This window comes from Streptomyces lydicus, from assembly GCF_004125265.1.
Classification (GTDB): domain Bacteria; phylum Actinomycetota; class Actinomycetes; order Streptomycetales; family Streptomycetaceae; genus Streptomyces; species Streptomyces lydicus_C.
On record NZ_RDTE01000001.1, the window covers coordinates 333,549 to 349,690 of the forward strand.

At 69.2% G+C, this 16,142-nt stretch carries 14 protein-coding genes and 1 pseudogene; 5 read left to right on the forward strand and 10 right to left on the reverse strand.

The features are described from left to right. Window positions 1–34: 34 nt before the first annotated feature. On the reverse strand, window positions 35–619 hold the full coding sequence (locus D9V36_RS01405) for a hypothetical protein (RefSeq protein WP_129292070.1): 585 nt from the start codon (window positions 617–619) through the stop codon (window positions 35–37). Window positions 620–823: 204 nt separating this feature from the next. Between D9V36_RS01405 and D9V36_RS01410 the strand changes: the two genes are divergently transcribed. Then, a complete protein-coding gene (locus D9V36_RS01410; protein ID WP_129292071.1) occupies window positions 824–1,141 on the forward strand; it encodes a hypothetical protein in 318 nt (105 codons plus the stop codon). A 4-nt stretch (window positions 1,142–1,145) separates the two neighbouring features. Beyond that, a complete protein-coding gene (locus tag D9V36_RS01415) occupies window positions 1,146–1,544 on the forward strand; it encodes a hypothetical protein (RefSeq protein ID WP_129292072.1) in 399 nt (132 codons plus the stop codon). Window positions 1,545–2,108: 564 nt separating this feature from the next. On the opposite strand, the gene D9V36_RS01420 is transcribed toward D9V36_RS01415, so the two are convergent. From D9V36_RS01420 to D9V36_RS01455, 6 genes are all read right to left on the reverse strand, one after another. Then, a complete protein-coding gene (locus tag D9V36_RS01420; protein WP_164992817.1) occupies window positions 2,109–2,495 on the reverse strand; it encodes a hypothetical protein in 387 nt (128 codons plus the stop codon). Window positions 2,496–3,037: 542 nt separating this feature from the next. Further along, window positions 3,038–3,304 carry a hypothetical protein gene (locus D9V36_RS01435; RefSeq protein ID WP_129292074.1) on the reverse strand — a complete coding sequence of 89 codons (267 nt, stop codon included), beginning with the start codon at window positions 3,302–3,304 and terminating at the stop codon, window positions 3,038–3,040. 227 nt (window positions 3,305–3,531) lie between these two features. Continuing rightward, window positions 3,532–7,446 carry a DEAD/DEAH box helicase gene (locus D9V36_RS01440; RefSeq protein WP_129292075.1) on the reverse strand — a complete coding sequence of 1,305 codons (3,915 nt, stop codon included), beginning with the start codon at window positions 7,444–7,446 and terminating at the stop codon, window positions 3,532–3,534. 1,336 nt (window positions 7,447–8,782) lie between these two features. After that, a complete protein-coding gene (locus tag D9V36_RS01445) occupies window positions 8,783–9,247 on the reverse strand; it encodes a DUF6283 family protein (RefSeq protein ID WP_129292076.1) in 465 nt (154 codons plus the stop codon). Between the two features lie 66 nt (window positions 9,248–9,313). Next, entirely contained in the window at window positions 9,314–10,153 is an 840-nt protein-coding gene (locus D9V36_RS01450) for an SAM-dependent methyltransferase (RefSeq protein WP_129292077.1), read from the reverse strand. Window positions 10,154–10,415: 262 nt separating this feature from the next. After that, entirely contained in the window at window positions 10,416–11,132 is a 717-nt protein-coding gene (locus D9V36_RS01455; RefSeq protein WP_129292078.1) for a hypothetical protein, read from the reverse strand. 838 nt (window positions 11,133–11,970) lie between these two features. Between D9V36_RS01455 and D9V36_RS01460 the strand changes: the two genes are divergently transcribed. Further along, a complete protein-coding gene (locus D9V36_RS01460; RefSeq protein WP_129292079.1) occupies window positions 11,971–12,168 on the forward strand; it encodes a hypothetical protein in 198 nt (65 codons plus the stop codon). 44 nt (window positions 12,169–12,212) lie between these two features. Next, on the forward strand, window positions 12,213–13,175 hold the full coding sequence (locus tag D9V36_RS01465; RefSeq protein ID WP_129292080.1) for a hypothetical protein: 963 nt from the start codon (window positions 12,213–12,215) through the stop codon (window positions 13,173–13,175). 298 nt (window positions 13,176–13,473) lie between these two features. Here D9V36_RS01465 and D9V36_RS01470 read toward each other — a convergent pair whose 3' ends face one another. Continuing rightward, window positions 13,474–14,196: a PP2C family protein-serine/threonine phosphatase gene (locus D9V36_RS01470; RefSeq protein WP_129292081.1), complete on the reverse strand. Its 723-nt coding sequence runs from the start codon at window positions 14,194–14,196 to the stop codon at window positions 13,474–13,476. 375 nt (window positions 14,197–14,571) lie between these two features. On the opposite strand from D9V36_RS01470, the gene D9V36_RS01475 reads away from it, so the two are divergent. Next, entirely contained in the window at window positions 14,572–14,754 is a 183-nt protein-coding gene (locus D9V36_RS01475; protein WP_129292082.1) for a hypothetical protein, read from the forward strand. A 102-nt stretch (window positions 14,755–14,856) separates the two neighbouring features. Here D9V36_RS01475 and D9V36_RS01480 read toward each other — a convergent pair whose 3' ends face one another. Together D9V36_RS01480 and D9V36_RS42935 are read right to left on the reverse strand one after the other, a co-directional pair. Beyond that, a complete protein-coding gene (locus D9V36_RS01480) occupies window positions 14,857–15,348 on the reverse strand; it encodes a hypothetical protein (RefSeq protein ID WP_129292083.1) in 492 nt (163 codons plus the stop codon). Window positions 15,349–15,781: 433 nt separating this feature from the next. Continuing rightward, window positions 15,782–15,994 (reverse strand): annotated as a pseudogene (locus tag D9V36_RS42935) (5'-3' exonuclease H3TH domain-containing protein); the annotation flags it as partial. Window positions 15,995–16,142: the final 148 nt, after the last annotated feature.

Below are 16,142 nucleotides of genomic sequence, written 5' to 3' on the forward strand. Positions count from 1 at the left end.
GCGATCCCCTGAGCACAGGTCACGGCCCGAGCCTTCAATAGGTCTTGTGCGGATTGAGGGCGCGCAGCCGGCTGGCGAAGTCCGGATCGGGGCTGGTGGCGACGTGCTCGCCGGTGTCGGTGTCCAGGTAGCCCCACTGGCCGGTGGCGCCGGCTGCGCAGACCATCAGGGTGAGTGTGCGGTCCGGCTCATGCACCGCGGTGACCTCGTGGTAAACGGCAAGGGGCAGTTCGTTCACCGTACCGCTCGCGTGGCTGACGCCGAGAAGGGGCACGACCTGTCCGCCCTGCGGAACATATCGGTCCTCTTCGTAGCCGCCCAGAAGAACGTGCGAGCGGAAGTGCCAGGGATGATCGTGCGGGCGTGCCTGATCGCTGCCTCGCCGGTCGGGCAGGCGCCACAGATTGATCTTGACCGTGCTCTCCGCTGTCCTGCGCAGGACCAGTTCCGCTTTGTAGGCGTCACCCCTGTCGTCGGGGACAAGGGTCCAACCGCTCGGGGCGATGAACCGCTCCCAGGTGAGCGGAGCAAGTTCCGCTACCTGGTTGCCGACTCCGGCAGAGGCGGCCTCGAACATTTCGCCTGTGATGGTCAGGCCGGGCACGACCGTGGTCTTCATGCCATCGAGTTTGATGCAATGTCCAGAACCGACAAGCCCTTTCGCGGCCAATTCGGTATGCGCACAGACGGATTTTGGGCTCCGATGGGGCGGGGTCGCGAGTCTGACTGCGCCGTCGCCGCTTTGCCGGACCATTGCCGATCGGCGTGTGCGAGCTTGCCGGTCCACGTTCCCTATCACGCCGGCGCGTGCCAGAATCGGGACATGTTCTCCTTGGGGCCTGACGGCATGCGTGACCTGCAGGAGCGGGCGGAGGGTCTGAGCGCGGATCTTGCCTGCGGCCAGTGGAAGCCGAACCGCTTCGACAAGCGGGCGCTGCGCAAGTTGGCCGGCACAGACCGCGACGCGATCACCTCGATGTTCATTGAGCTCGGGCCCCGGCAGGGCAACAAGATGACGAGCCGGCTGGTGACGCTGCTCGCCAACTCGGCAGCGGCGCAGGACATGCCGTCTATCGCCGAGCTGCCTGAGGCCCAGGAGGCGCTGAGCGCAGTCAGTTCGGTCATCCGAAGCGCGGCGTAGCGCTATGAGCGCAGGGTGGCTGGTGCTCATAGTCATCGTCGCGGTTGTCGCCGGCTCCTTCCTGACCGCGGTCTACCGGGGAGCCGCGAATGCCCTTCGAACGGACACCCGGCAGGACCTGATCAAGCTCGGCGGCATTCCGGAACTCGCTACGACGCTTACGGATGTGTCCCGTCTGCCGGCGTATGCCTTCATGGCCCCTTTCGTGGAGGGCCGCTCGCACCCGTTTGGCTGGCTGTGGTGGCGGGTGGAGCATTCCGACGGCGCACCGCAGCGGCAGATGGGGTGGGCGCTGACCTACCGCAGAGCCCGGAAGGCCGCAGGCTTGCCGCTCTCGATCCGGGCGAAGCATACGGAGATCACCTTGGCGCAGGGGCACGACCACCAAGCTGCCGACAGCTGACGCCCGGCCTCCGCGGTGAGCAGTCCGCCGGATGCACGGCAGACGAACCCGCCTTAAGGGATTGTCGGGCACGTGCCGGTGTCGGGCCCTTGGCTGAACAGCCCGCGGTGGCCAGGCCCTGCGGCACTGCGGGGGACGCCGAGCCCCTTCTACGGTGCAGCGGCTGCGGGTCACACGGCGCTCCGTCCTGTACCCACATGAGCAGATGGACATCCCACGGCTTCGGCCGAGCCACCCCACGCCCCCAGCCGGAGCCGGGGCCGGCCTGGATCAGGATGTCCGCTGCGGGCGGCGGCGGCACCTGGACGCCCAGGGTGCGCGGGGCCTGCGGCGGCAGGCTCTGCCACCGCGCCGTGACCCGGATCTGTGACGTGGCCGGGTCGGTGAGGTGGAGCGCACCGCCCTCGGCCGGCTCGCACCGCAACCGGAGGCGCTGTGCGAGCGCGGTGGCCGCGGCCGTGACTTCCTCGCCGCTGATCGCTCCCCGCAGGACCGGCCACCGGCCGCCCGTCGCGGACCTCGCCATCGTCTTCTCCTTCTTCGGCCGCCCGCAGGCGGGAGGGGTCAGCGGTGGTGGGCTGCCTGTTCCAGGGCGTTCTCGACATCGCCGAGCGCGGCCAGCAGCCGCTGCGCCGCGGCGTGCCGCAGCCGCCAGAACCCGTCGAGGTCCTCCTGGAGGAGACCGGGCGCGAGGTAGTGCTGCTTGACGCCGTACAGGCTCGTCATCAATTGCAGCAGCGCCACCCGGCCGCAGGCGGTGACGTCGGCCGCTGGCAGGTGCGGGTTGCTCTCCAGATAGGCGCCCACCAGGTTCACCCCCGAGGCGATCCAGTCCTCGTCGAGGACGACCGTGCGCGGGTCGAACGCGATCCGGCCCAGCTCGTAGGAGACCAGGAACGGGTCGGGGGCAGGAAGTCCAGCACGGCGGACCGGCGAGCACACGCCAGCCACGGCGCGCCAGCGCGGCGAGCGTCTTGCCCGCTCCGTGCCCGCCGAGCAGCACCACGACCCGGCCGTCGGCCGGACACCGCAGGGCGACCGCGTGCAGGCACAACGTGCCGCAGGCCAGGTGCAGCAGATGCAGCCGGGCGTTCAGCAGCCGCCGCGCGTCGAGCACCGACGCCCCGGCCGGCAGCCGCGCTGCGACGGGCCCAGCGACCGTCCGCAAGACACCGGGCCACACCCCGGGCAAATGCGGGGCGATCTCCTCCCACCGGCCGACGAGCGCTGAATCCGCCTCCGCCCCCAGGAGCCGCCCGGCGCTCGCCACCCCATAGACGCCCCGCCCGGCCCCGCTCACCGACTCCACCCGAACCCCGGCAAGGCCCCTCCAGCGCCTGCCACACCGGCGCCGACGGCAGCCGCTGCGGCGCCACCCGCAACACCGCCGACGGCACCTGGCCCCTGGGCTTTCAGGGATTCGAGGGGGTGCAGGGCCCTACCCGGGGCTTCGGCTCGTATGGTCTGTGCGCCCGGCCGCCTGAGTGCCTGGGTCAACGCCTGCAGGAGCGGGATGCGGATGGCTCCGGCCCTGGCGCGGTGTCGTCGGCGGAGCAGCCTTGGGTGTGGTGGAGGGTGAGCAGTTCGCGCCAGTGGCCGAGGTCGATGTCGAGACGGTAGGCCGGGGTCGGGTCGGTGAGGGCGGCGGTGTCGGCGATGTGGACGGCGTCGGCGAGGGGGGTGTCGGGTAGAGGGATGTCGCCGAGGATGCGGTGGGCGCGGTCTGCCGCCGCGCGCGTGATGCTCTGCAGTGCTGGCAAGGCGGGGAGCCCGGGCGGGGGTGCCGGGAGGGCTTGGTCATGGAGGAGCCGGGGCCCCGGGCCTGTGGGGGCTGGTGTTGCGGCGAGAGGCCGGCTGGCGGGATCGGAGGGGGGCTTCTTCCAGAGGGTGAGGGCCGCGGAGTAGGTGGTCAGGCCCGGGGGTTCGGATACGGGGGAGTGTGATTCATCGAGGGCGGGTGGGCGGGGGCCTGTGATGCGGCGCTTGGTCATGAGGCTGACCCCAGGGCGACAAGAGCGTGGAGTTCTTCATCGGTCAGCGTCGCCGGGTTCAGAGCGGTGCCTGTCTCCAGGGCATTGAGCAGTCCGGTCTTGCGGGCGAGGAGCTGCTCGATCTTGTCCTCGACGGTTCCTGCCACGGTCAGGCGGTGGACGTGGACGTCGGCTACCTGGCCGGGGCGGTGCAGGCGGTCAATGGCCTGTGCGACCGGTGCGGGGTTGAAGGGCCGGTCGAACAGGGCAGCGTGGCTGGCGACGGTCAGGTCCAGGCCGGTGCCGCCCGAGCCGTAGGTGACGATCAGCAGTCGGCTCTTGCGACGCCGGAAAGCATCCAGAGCAGCGTCCCGTTCGCCGGAACTCATCGTGCCCACGTGGAGGAGCGGCTGCACACCCCAGTCGTCGGCGTGCCGGTGCAGCAGCGTGGCCATGGTGCGGAATTCAGTGAAGGCCACCATCGACTCGCCTCCGTCGATGATGGAGGGCACCAGCTCGTCGAGCGCGGCGAGCTTGCAGGAGTCCTTGCTGTCCTGGCTCGGCTGGTAGTCGGCCAGGGCCGCTTCCAGCCGCCCGGAGTCTGCGGCGCCGACGCGCAGGTGGGTAGGGCTGTTGCAGATCTGCCGTAGGTGCGTCAGCAGCCGCAGGACCAGGCCGGCGCGCTCGTTGCCGCAGGCGCTGCGGAGCTGTTCCATCGCCAGCTGCACGGTGCTCGTGTAGAGGCCCATCTGGGTCGGGGTCAGGGCGAGGGTGTGGAGGGAGTCGATCTTCTCCGGGAGCTGGAGGGCCACCTGGGGGTCGGTCTTGCGGCGCCGCAGCAGGAAACGGCCCACGACCCGGTTCATCGCGGCCGCCACCTCTGGCGCGGGTCCTGTCTCCAGGGCCCCGAAGGCCTGCTGGAAGGAGGCCGGTGAGGCGAACAGGGCCGGGTTGGTCCAGTTCAGCAGCGTCCACAGGTCGAGCAGGCGGTTTTCGACCGGGGTTCCGGTGAGTACGACCCGGGCGAGGGCGAGCAGCCGGGCGAGCGCCCGGAAGGTTTTGCTGGAGGCGTTCTTCACATGCTGGGCCTCGTCGGCGACGACCAGGGAGAAGGTCTGGGCGGCGAGTTCGTCCTGACTGAACAGGAGCGTGCCGTAGCTGGTGATCACCACGGTGTCGGCTTCCAGCCCTTCCAGGGTCCGGCCCGCGCCGTGGTAAAGCCGCACCGGCAGGGTGGGCGCGAATTTTGCGAGCTGTCGCACCCAGGTCAGCATCATCGACGTCGGGACGACGACCAGGACGGGCAGTTGCTGGGACAGGCCCCTCTCGCGGCGGTGCAGGATCAGCGCGATCGCCTGAACGCTCTTGCCCAGTCCCATGTCGTCGCACAGCAGCGCTCCGAAACGGGAGGTCACATTCGCCAGCCACGTCAGCCCGTCCTGCTGGTAGGGCCACAACTCGCCCGCCAGGGCCTGGGGCGGTTCGATCGCGGTGACCGTGTCGCCGGACAACAGGTCGACGAGCCTTCCGAGTTCGCCTTCGGCCACCAGATCAGCGTGCTCGTCCTCCCCGACGCTGATCGACCCCAGGAGCACCGCGGTCAGAGCCTCCCCGGCGGGAACAGCCCGACGCAGCCGGCCGCCGCGGGCACGCTCCGCCGTAACAGCGTCGATGAGGACCCACCGGTCACGCAGCCAGACCAGTGTCCCGGCGGCCTCCGCGACGCGGACGCACTCCTCGGCGCTCAGCACCGTGCCGTCCAGCCGGATCTGCCACCGGTAGTCGACCAACTCCTGCATCGACAGCATGGCCTCGGGAGGCCCGCCGCCGACGACGACGACCGGCCTCAGCCTGCGAGCCCACTGCTGCGGCCACTCCACCTCGATCCCGGCTCGCCGCAAGGCCCGGCCCAGATGCCCCAGCAGCAGCGACGCCTCACCGGGGGAGACGCGGACCTGATCCGCCCGCTCACGCACGGCCGGCGCCAGGGCCGGCCAACACCCGGCGGCCTTCCGCAGCGCCCGCAGCGCCCGCAGTACGGCCGGGTGTTCGGCCCCCAACTGCTTCTGCAAATCCGGCAGCGTCACCAGCTTCCCGGCCCCGTCGGCAGGCCTCAGCCGGACCTGCACCTTCAACGAGGCCGCCGCCGCCCGGGGCTTGGGCGGCGGCTGCACCGACAGCACCACCCCCGGCGGCGGAAGCGCATCGGCGATCTCCTCGACCGCGTCCAGCCACTGGGCCACCGAACCCTCCACCGGCCCGCCCCGCACGCTCGTCAGCACCGAAGAACCCCACACCGCCGCCACCCCCGGACTGCGCACCAACTCGTCCGCGAGCGCCACCAGCACCAGCCCCGCCGCCGCGCCGGCCGACAGCATCGCCCCCTTGCCGGCGCCGACCGCCGCGCTGTGCGCCCACGGCGGAAGCGCTGCCACCAGCCTCGTCAGCCTCTCGGCCTGCCCGTCGCTCCACGGGCCCGGCCGCCACACCACGCTGCCGTCCCCCCGGGCTCCCGGCCACACCTGCCCCGCGGCCACCGCCTCACAGCCGAACCGCAGGATCTCCCTCCACGCCGCCACCGACCGATCCCACTCCGGCTCACACTCCCGGCCCACCACCGCCTGCGCTACCAACGCCACCGGCACCAGCGGGCCCGGAACGTGCACCGCGCCCCGCTCCGTCCACACCCGCCACACCTGCCCGCCGCCCGCCGACGCCCCACCGCGCCCGCCGGACGGCGGCACCAGCACAAACCCCGGCCGGCCGTCCTCCACCCCGGCCACGCACAACCGCACCCCCTCACCAAAGAGCCGCCGCAACTCCCCGACGTCTTCGATGCGCTCGCCGCCCCAGGAACGCTGACGCACCCAGCCGGGCCGGACCTTGCCCACCCCTGACGCCTGCGCCACCCCGGGCGCCATCGTCCAGCACCGCACCGCCGCCAACACCCCTCGAAGGGCCTGCTCGCGCTCCTCGCTGGCCGCCCACAGACGCCGCCCGCCGAATTCCACCGACGCGACCACCGCCTCGGCCCCGCCCGGCCCGTCAGCGAACTCCACCGCTCCGGCCTCGCCCCGCTCCCGCAGCCTCTCCAGGGCCCCCGCCGCACACTGCGGCCGTGCATCCAGCACCACGGCCTTGCCGCCCCGCCCCAGACGCTGGACCAGCAGCCACGCAGCCGTCGACACGGCCACAGGCTCCTCCGCGGCCACCGCCTCCGCCCGCACCACCACCCCATCAACGCGGCAGGAGACCTCCACGTGCCGCCCGCCGCCGCGAGCCGGCCACGACCGACGCCGCACCTCCTCCAGCCACGGTTCCCGCGCGAGCGCCTCCAGGCGCTCCTCGACCTCACCCGGGGGCCACGCCACACCTCCGAAGCCCGTCTCCCCGGCCAGCACACCCAGCAGCCGCCGCGCGCACAGCTCCCTCGCCTTCTCCACACAGGCGCCGGCCGCCGTGCGCGCAAGACGTAAACCGCCAGACACGCAGGACATCTTCACCTCGAAGGTGTCGCCGGTCTGCTCCTCGTGGGTACGGAACTCCTCCAGCGCTCCGTCCTCGGCCAAGGCCGCCAGCACCGGCGCCGACTGCTCCGGAATGAGGAACCCGGGCCACGATCCCGGGGCATACGGATCTGGGACGCACTTGTCCTGCAGCTCGCTCCACGCGAGCCGGGCAGCAGCATCCAGAGCAGCGTTCTGTGAACCCCTTAGCGGACCACGCCACGTGTACCAGCCGTCCGCATCCAGCTCGGCGACCGCCCCCTCGTAGAGCAGCCGATTGTCAGGATGCCGGCCGCGGATCTCACCGATCCACAGCGAACACCCTTCGACTTCGCCGACTCGCCGTACCTCGCTCTGGCACTCCAGCTTCTCCTGGCCTGGCACGACCTTGGCAAAGAGGAGATCGGCAGCCCCAGCCTGCGCCATCCCTGTCCGGAAGAGTTCGAGTCGCTCTGTCGCAAGGTCTATCGCCCTCTGCTTCAGCGTCTCGAATGCAGTCTTGAGTTCTGCCTCTGGAAGGGGACTCGTCGCCAAGGCCTGGAGTTCGCGCACGCGCTCCACGTACGCTTCATGGAGACGTAGAGCTTCGGTACGGGTATCCGCACGCCTGTCCCTGTCGGCCTTGACCCGAGCGAGGGCCCCCTGCGCCGCAAGAGCCTGGGCTTCTGCCGCAGCCTTCTGTGCGTCTGCGCGGTCACTCGCCTCTCCCAGGGCGTCAACAAGGAGCTGGGTGCCGTCGGCGGGGCCCATGTGCCGCGATGGGATAGGGGCAGAGGGCGGTTGAGAGGGGGCTACTCGTTCGAGCAGGTCCGTGGCCGGGGACCATGCCGGCGCATGCGGTGCCGGCTCCCGGAAGTCCGCGTCCGGTCGGCTGAAAGCCTCCATAAGTGCCAGTACTGCCTGGTGCAAGGCGTGACTCTGGCTGGCCCCCACACCCACCGGGCCAGGCAGCACCTTGTCGTAGCCTCGAAGTCCCAGCTGGAGACCTTCCCGGCCAGCCTCCAGGGGCCCGCTGCGGCGGACCACCTCCGCCCCCAGGTAATCTGCAAGGAGGCCCAAGCTCGTCCACGCGAGGGCCAGATCCTCAGCCAGCCGGGACCACGCCTTCCGGGACGCCCGCGGCAGATCCCGCACAGCGTGCGCGGTCTGCAACAATTCCAGAGGCGTGAGGGCGCCGTCGCGAACCGCGCGGGTCATATCCTTGTCGAACTCAGCCTTCTCCGTCCGGGCAGGTCGTCCCACGAGCTGGGGAAGCACCCCGCACAGTAGATCGCCCGGACGGGACCGGTCGTTTTTCACGATGGCCTTTCTCGAATCGCTCAACCCGACAAGACACGATAGGTGTCCAGGGCGGCAGCATGTAGTCAGAACAGGAGCTTCAACACCATTGGGTGACCAGCCGTGCAGCACCTCCCTCACCGACCCGGTGCCGTCACCCGTCCAATTCCACGGACCTTGACCTGCATTGGCTGAGCGGACGGCACACCGCGCCGAACGCACGGTCGGACCGACGTTGAGGCGCCTTCTGTCGCCCAGGGCCGCAGGAGCCGCAGGCCACGAGGACTCGGCGCTGCCGATGCGGTGGCGCCGCTGAAGATGCCGGAGAGCTCGTGGCTCTCAGAACTGGAGCGGCTGCGCCGGCCGCCAACACGGACGACGGGGACAGCGTTCGCGCGTCCTGCCCGGGTCGTGCAACAGGAAAAGGAACCAACCCGCCTGCCCACAAACCAATCGTGGTACTTGCGCGTTGAGGCTTGCGGGTCTATCGGAGGGCCGGGCCGGTCCCGGGCGCAGCCGCGTGGTCGGCCGCGGATGCCTTCGGAGCGAGTGCCTTCTGCCACAGAGCGCGTTCAGCAATCATGGTGTCCAGGTCGGGGTGCAATTCCGGCCAGTCGTCGCCTGGCTCCAGCACCGTCTCCGGGAGACGTCCGGAAAGAACCGCCAAGATGACTCCATGGTGGTGGTGCCCGACGACCGCGAGCCATCCGGCGCACAGCCGCAGCGCATGGGCCGTGCCGGGCTGATCCAAGTGGCACGCCATGTTCGGGGCCTCCAGGCCTGCCTGGCAGTCCGGCGTGCCATTGGCGCGTTCGAGTTTGGCGAAGTCCGCATCACTGAAGTCGGCGAGATTCGTTCCGACGATCCAGGGGCAACGCCCCGCGCACGGACGGCTACGAAACTCCCACGGCGTCAACGCGGATGCCTCTGGCAGATGGGCACTGGACACCGCGATCTCCTTCTTCGGTACGTCCTGACGGCCGTTGGAATGCGGGCACGAAGCGGGCAGCGTATCTCAAAGGGCTGTGGATTCTCGGGCCACTGCGGCGTACAAGGCGACCCGCTTGTCCGGGACCATCGGGCCACTCTCAGGGGCGGGGCGCCATCGGTGCGCCACAGTCAACCCCGGATCGACCAAATCGAGTTCGTGGAAGAACCGACGTACCTCGTCCTTGGTGCGCGCCCGAACTGGAACCCCTCGATGCCCGTAAGCATCGACGACGGCCCTCCAGGCATCCGGGGAGAAGTCACCGGTGCAGTGCGTCAAGCTCAGATAGGAGTTCGGCGCCAGCCACCCCAGCAACTGGCCCACGATCTGGTGCGGGTGCAACTCGTCGGGAATGAAGTCCAGCAGGGCATGCAGGCTCAATGCCACCGGTTGGTCGAAGTCGATGCACCCTGTCCGCTCCACGGCCGCCAGCAGTTCGTTGGGCTGCCTCACGTCCGCCTCGACGCAGCGGATGGCTCCCTCCGGAGTGCCGTTCCCAAGTTCATCGGCGTAGACGAGGACGATCGGATCGTTGTCTACATAGACGACCGTTGCATCGGGCACGAGTGACTGGACCACCTCGTGCAGGTTGGGCATAGCGGGCATGCCGATGCCCACGTCGACGAATTGCCGCACTCCCTGCCGGGCCAGGAACCTTCCGGCACGGTGCATGTAAGCACGGTTGGCCCGGGCAGCCACCGCGATGGCCGGGAATAGCGTGACCAACTCCTCGGCCGCCTGTCGATCCACGATGTAGTTGCTCTTGCCTCCGAGGTAGTAGTCATACATTCGGGCACTGTGCGCCCTGTCCTGTCCCAATCCCGAGTCGGTACGGAGTTCCCTCACAAGCTCGGACTGCTCACCCACAGCTCATCCCCTCATTGGTGTGCGCCTCACCGTAGACAGCGCAGCATCCCCGGCGGGGGTCGACCTGACGGTATCCACGCATCCCTGCTGGTCAACAGCAGTGGACGGACGCGGCGTCGTTGTGCAATTGCACGTACAGAGAGGCAGGAGTGGAAAACATGTGGCATGCCACTCGCCAATTTCGCACCGCAAGTAGGTCCCAGACAGGAGTCCGTGAGGCTCGGAGCATCTGAGTCGGTTCGCGGTGCGAGCTGGTTGGCTTCTACGGCGTTGGGGTCGTGGTGGGGCCCTCGCCGCCCAGGCCGAGGGCTTGGGCGAGTGTCGGCAGCGTCGCGAACTCCGCGGCGCCTTGACGGGCGATCTCGCGTCGGTGCTGGGCGTTGCGGGTCAACGCCAGCCCCCGGGGCGAGGGTCGGGTTTGCCCGGGCTGCGGCCAGTCGCCGTAGGGCTGCTCCATACCCCGCTTCGTCAGGGCGATAACGACAGCTCCGCCGGCGGCGGCGGGAGAGCCCCCCTGGAGCCTGCCCGCCCACTGCGGGTCCGGAGTGCACCCGTGAGCCATCAGCTGGTCGACCTCCCGCCCCCACGGGGCGGACTCCCGGATCACCGACCAGGCACGGGGATGCTTCGCGGCCGAGTTCCGAAGAGCCGTCAGCCCCTCGATGTAATCGTCCCATTCACCCACCTCGCCCGGGGCCGTGACCACGGTGAGGCGGAAGTAACCACGCGCCGCCTCCGCTCGGAGCTGCCGATCCGGAAGCTCCGAGCGGACGAGGGAGGACAGGTGCTGCACCTCTTCCCACTCCACCGCGACCTCGGCTGCGCTGAGCACGATGACGTGCCCGTTGCTCTTGCTCCAGGGCACGGGCACGCGGATCGCCTGCTGCCCGCCGGAGCGGGAGGAGCGGCCGGCGTAGGTGTGCTTGAGGTCCAAGGGCAGGTGGCCCAGACCATGGCTCTCAGCCCACGCGCAGGCCACCCGCTCCGCCTCCTCCCTGCTGCCGTCCGCAAAAATGACATCGACGTCAGCAGGGGCAGGGGCAGGGGCGGCCTGCTACGCGGCGAGGACATAGCGGGCAGCGCTGCCGTGGACGACGACATGCATGGTGGCTCCTTGAGATCCAATCGGGGGTTCTTGCCCAGCTCTCCGGGGTGGGTATGGAGAGTCTGCTCCCCGGAGCCCCCTCCCTGTCGAGAGACCGGAGAATCTGAAGATATTTCACGCTCGTCGAACGATTCCACCTCGGATATCCACAGGCATGCGTAGGGCCTGAAAGCGTGGAGGCGTCGCCGTTGTCCGTCGCGGCGCGTGCCCGCTCCCAGGCCGTCGGTGTCGGCGAGGACCGCGTCGCGGGTCGCGCGGGAGCACCAGGGACCATGGTGTGCACGGCAAGGCAAGTCGGCGTCGACATCACTGGGCTCCACGACAATTACGCCTAGGTACTTGAGCCGCAGCCTCCGGTGGATCTGATGGCCGCGCTGGAGAATCCGTGCACGATGCCCGGCACGCCCGAAATGAAGGCCGCCACTCTTAGCAGAGTATCCCGCGAGGTGCCCATTCCGCTTTTGTTCGATTTGATTCAATGCGCATAATTGCCGCATCTCGCATGCGCACAGGGTGGCGAACCCTGGCGAATAGCGCAGGCGTCAGAAAGGCGACCGCTTTGCATAGGCGTATGGCATAAGAATGTTCGTCGGACGATCCCAACCCGGACGTCTCGTCCAGCTGCCCAACGCTGGGCACGACCTCGCCACGCCCGACACCAAGCGCAAAGGAGCACGACGCACACCGAAGGCGACGTGTGCGTTGACCTGCAATGACCAACGTTCTGACACAAGCCTGGCCCGCGTACGTCGCAGGTCTCGCCGTTGCGGTGACCAGCTGGAGCGGCGCTCAGATCCACAAGACGTTGCGGCGCCGGCGCCGCCGGCGCCCCCCGGCCGAGGCGCCGCAGATTCCCGCGCAGGCCGCTGAGGAGGCCCAGGTGCCCGCCGAAGACAGGGCCAGCGAGTAATTCTTTTTTGCTTCCGCTTTCTAATTTACGGAGCAACAGCTTAGATGCCTTCAGAAAATGTCGTCCGTCAGACGACAAATAGCGTCGCCCGTCAGACGACATCACCCGAACAAGCCGAAGCCGAGTCCAATCGCCATTACGCGTGGCAGCACCTGCTGACCCCGCAGCCCCCGCGCGAGGGCGAGTGGGCCGGCGAGCTCGCCAAGACCATCACCACACTGCGAAGCAGTGGACTCCTGAGCGACGTGGCAGCCAAGTACGACCAGGTGACCCGGCTCATCGAACGGCACGCAGCCGACGAGACCACCGAGACGGACCTGCTCGCCGCGCTCCTGGTGATCCGATCCCTGCGCGACAAGCTGCAGCTCGACGAGGGGCGCATCATCGGCGCAGCGCGCACGAAGAGCGTCACCTGGGCGCGGGTGGCCACCGCGCTGGAGATGCGAACCCGCCAGTCCGCCGAACGCCGGTACCTGCAGCTGCGCACCGACCTCGACGACACCTACGGCGACCGCCTGAGCCAAGCCGACCGCGTGGACTACTACCGCTCCCAGCGCGACCGCCGCGCCGAAGTCCTGTGGGCCGACCAGCACCAGGACGAGATCGTCGCCCTGGCCCGCCGGCTCCTGGCCATTCCCGATCTGCAGCAGCGCGCCGACCGCTCCGCCAACGCATCGAGTATCAATGCCCGAGCCGCGGAACTCGCCGCGCGGTCCGGCCAGCCCGTTCCGGAACCCACCTTCATGCCGTGGCCCGGCCGGATCGCCGAATGTCTGGCAGGCAGCACTGACGCGACCTCGCCGACCCCTGCAGGACAGAAGCGGATGCACATGCTCTTCGGCCTCATCGGGCACGCGGTCGATCCCGGTTACATCGACCTGAGCGACCATGACGACATCGTCCGTGGCATCCGTCAGCTCTACCGCGACGCCGGCCCCGCCGCCCCTCGTGTTTGGCCTGAAGTTGGCCGGACTCCGAGCTCTCAATCCGCTCGATCGACCGGCTGATCGCCGACCGGGACATCCATCTTCGGGAGGAGACGCTGTGGCGGATGGCGTACGCGCCTGGCCCCACGTCCTCCTGGACGCCCACACGATTGCCGGCGGGATGGCGGGCAGGCTGGGACCTGCACGAGCGCTGGCCTTCCGGCCTCACCCACCTTGGTGGCCAGAGCGCCAGCCAGCCGATGCTGATGGCGAAGTCCGGCACAAGAAGCCGGAGAACGTACGGAAGTACTTTCGCCCCTCGGCGGAGGCGATCGCCGAAGTCACCAGCCTGCTTGCGCCCCATGGCGGCAGGCGCTGATCAGCAGTGGTGCCGCAGGACGACCGCGGTGGCGTCGTCCCGATACCCCTTCTTGTCGGCCCGTGCGGCGGTGGTGAGGGCGTCCGCCAGGGCTTGCGGGTCATCAGGGTGGGCGTGGACCAAGCCGTCGAGTTCCTCCTCGTCGAGGCTATCGTGCACGCCGTCAGAGGTGAGGACCACCAGTGGGTCGGGGATGTCCACCTGGCAGACGCTGGCCACGACCGCCCTGCCCAAAGTCGCCAGCACCCAGTTATCGTGCAGCCGCGCCTTCGCCAGGTCGATCCACTTGCCACCGTTGTAGCGTAAGTGTTCGCCCATGGAGTGGTCGGTGGTGTATTGCCTGAGTTGCCGGCCGTCGAAGCCCCAGGCCCGGCAGTCGCCGACCCACGAGAGGAGTGTGCCCTCGCCCGGCTCGGCCAGAGCGAGGACGGCGACCGCGTCTGGCTCGACGACCGTGGCGCCCGGATCGTTGTACAGCTCCGCTGCGGCGAGGAGGCCGGCCATCCGGCCCTTGCGGACTCCGACCCGGGCGGCCACGTGGGCCGCGAGCTGGGAGAGTTCAGCCACCTCGGGGGAGTTCCCGATGCCGTCCACCACCACCGCAGCTGTCAACTCCGCCACCGGGTAGGTGTGGATGGCCCATCCGTCGGCATTGTGGTCCCGGGTGCCGCGCCGGCTGGCGGCTGCGGCGGTGACCCCTTGTGCGGGCTGAGTCGTCGTCATGACGAAGGAGTCTGTCGCCCTTGCCCTGAATTGGGCAAACGCCAGGTGCTACTGACCGGCCCAGCACATTGATGTGGTGACGTACGAACGGGGAGAGGGGGCGTCCTCGCCACAGTCCTCGCAGGATCTGTTCGGCTTGGGTGCTGCGTGCAGGAGCCAATGACACGAGGTTGAGCCGCTCGTCCTCCCATCGAGCTCATATGCCGAGCGTGGGTCAGGCGACGGGGAGTCGAGCGCGGGCGGCGTCGAGTCTGGGTCCCGGCTCCCTGAACCTTCGAGCGCGGTCTTGTGGCTGATCGTTCATGACATGTTCGGGAGTCGGCCGAGCCAGAAGGCGGCGATGGACGGCCGATCGGTTCCGGCGGTCGAGCCGTCGTGGGGCAGGAACTCGGTCGGGGCGATGTAGCGGTCGCCCGGGTCGAGGCGGATCCGGAGGCAGCGAAGTGGGTGCCCTGCGGCGAGGTACTGCCGTACGTCCTCGGTGTGCGGGTAGAGGCTGTCCGGGTCGGCGTGGAGCGTGCGGCAGATCTGCTGGATGTCGTGGTCGCCGATGACTAGGTAGCGCGGGCCTGGGCCAAGGTTGGGGCAGAGCCGTCGACGACCTTGGTGGCGGTCGCGGCTTCCGTCAGTGCCGGGTTCCGTTGCAGCCCTGCGGCGCGGTCAGCTGAGGGGGATCGCATTTTCGGGTGCGGTTCGACGCATCGCCATCGTGGCTGCGAGCCCCAGCGCGGTGGACACCACGCCCGCGTGCCCTCCGATCACGATGCGCGCCTCGTCGAGGCGGCCCAGGTCCGCGTCGACAGTGGAGTTGAGGCTGGGCATCTCGACCTTGTACTTGCCGTCCTCCACCTCGTGGACCGTGTAGACGTTCCCGGCTACCTCGCACACCCAGGTTCCCGGCTCGGTCTCAGCGAGATCGACCAGAGTGCGGATCTGGTCGAGCGGGCTGGCCACAGAGGGGTGCTCCTCGTCCACATGCTCCTCGAACGTGCGCCGGGCGAGCGGCAGAAAGCGATGCCGGCCCAGCTCCGCGCCGCATTCGGGACAGCCAAGCGCGTACTTCGCCGGATCGCCGTCGTCGACCTCGCTGACGTTGGGCTGGACCCCGCCCACCGGGTCGAGCAGCGGGACGTTGCGTCGCTTCTTGGGCACAGGCATTCCTCGGGCTCATGCACCGGTAGGCCCGTCTTGCACGGGCTACCGTCCTGAAGCCCCCGACCGTACCGGTTGCCGCTGCCTGGAAGGAAGGTGACGTAGTCCTCGGCCGGTAGATGGAAGCCGAGGAGCTGAAGATCAGACGGTCAACGCCGTTGCGGTGGAGGTGGCGGACGCAGGCCCTTCCAAAGCGGTGGTCCTTCTACACCTTTCGCCCGACGAGACAGGCCGAGGCTCACATGGTGGTGCAACCTGCGTGGGCCGTAGGCTCCTCGCCCCGCGCGGTGGTGTTGCCCGGAGTGAGTTGGGTCAGCTGCGTGCCGTGACATTGCCCTTGAGGATCATCTGGCGTCCGTCGCTTGCTCGGAGGCAGGGCATGGTGGTGGATGTGTCTGGCCGTGGAGCACCAGGACGAGGGCCGCGCTCCTTCTCATCGGCACGAGGTGGCGGACTCGTCCCGGCGCGTCGGAAGCCGGAGGTCACCACAACCTTCGGTCCAGGCCGGGCGAAGTTCGTCGGCGGGGATGTTCTCCAGGCGCCTTCCGTCGGCCAGTAGCAGCGCGGCTGCTTTCGGGCCGACGCCGCGCAGGCCCGGGATGTTGTCGGCGGAGTCGCCGGTCAGAGCGCGATAGTCTGCCCGCTGCTCGGCCTGAACGCAGCGCGGGCGTCCGGGGTACCATCGTGCGAACGCATTTCACCTTGAGGCGTGCCTTGCCCGGACCCACCTCCGGGCTCTGGTGAACCCAGCTGCCGCTGGGAAGTGACGCAACGGTGATGCACGGCGCTTCCAT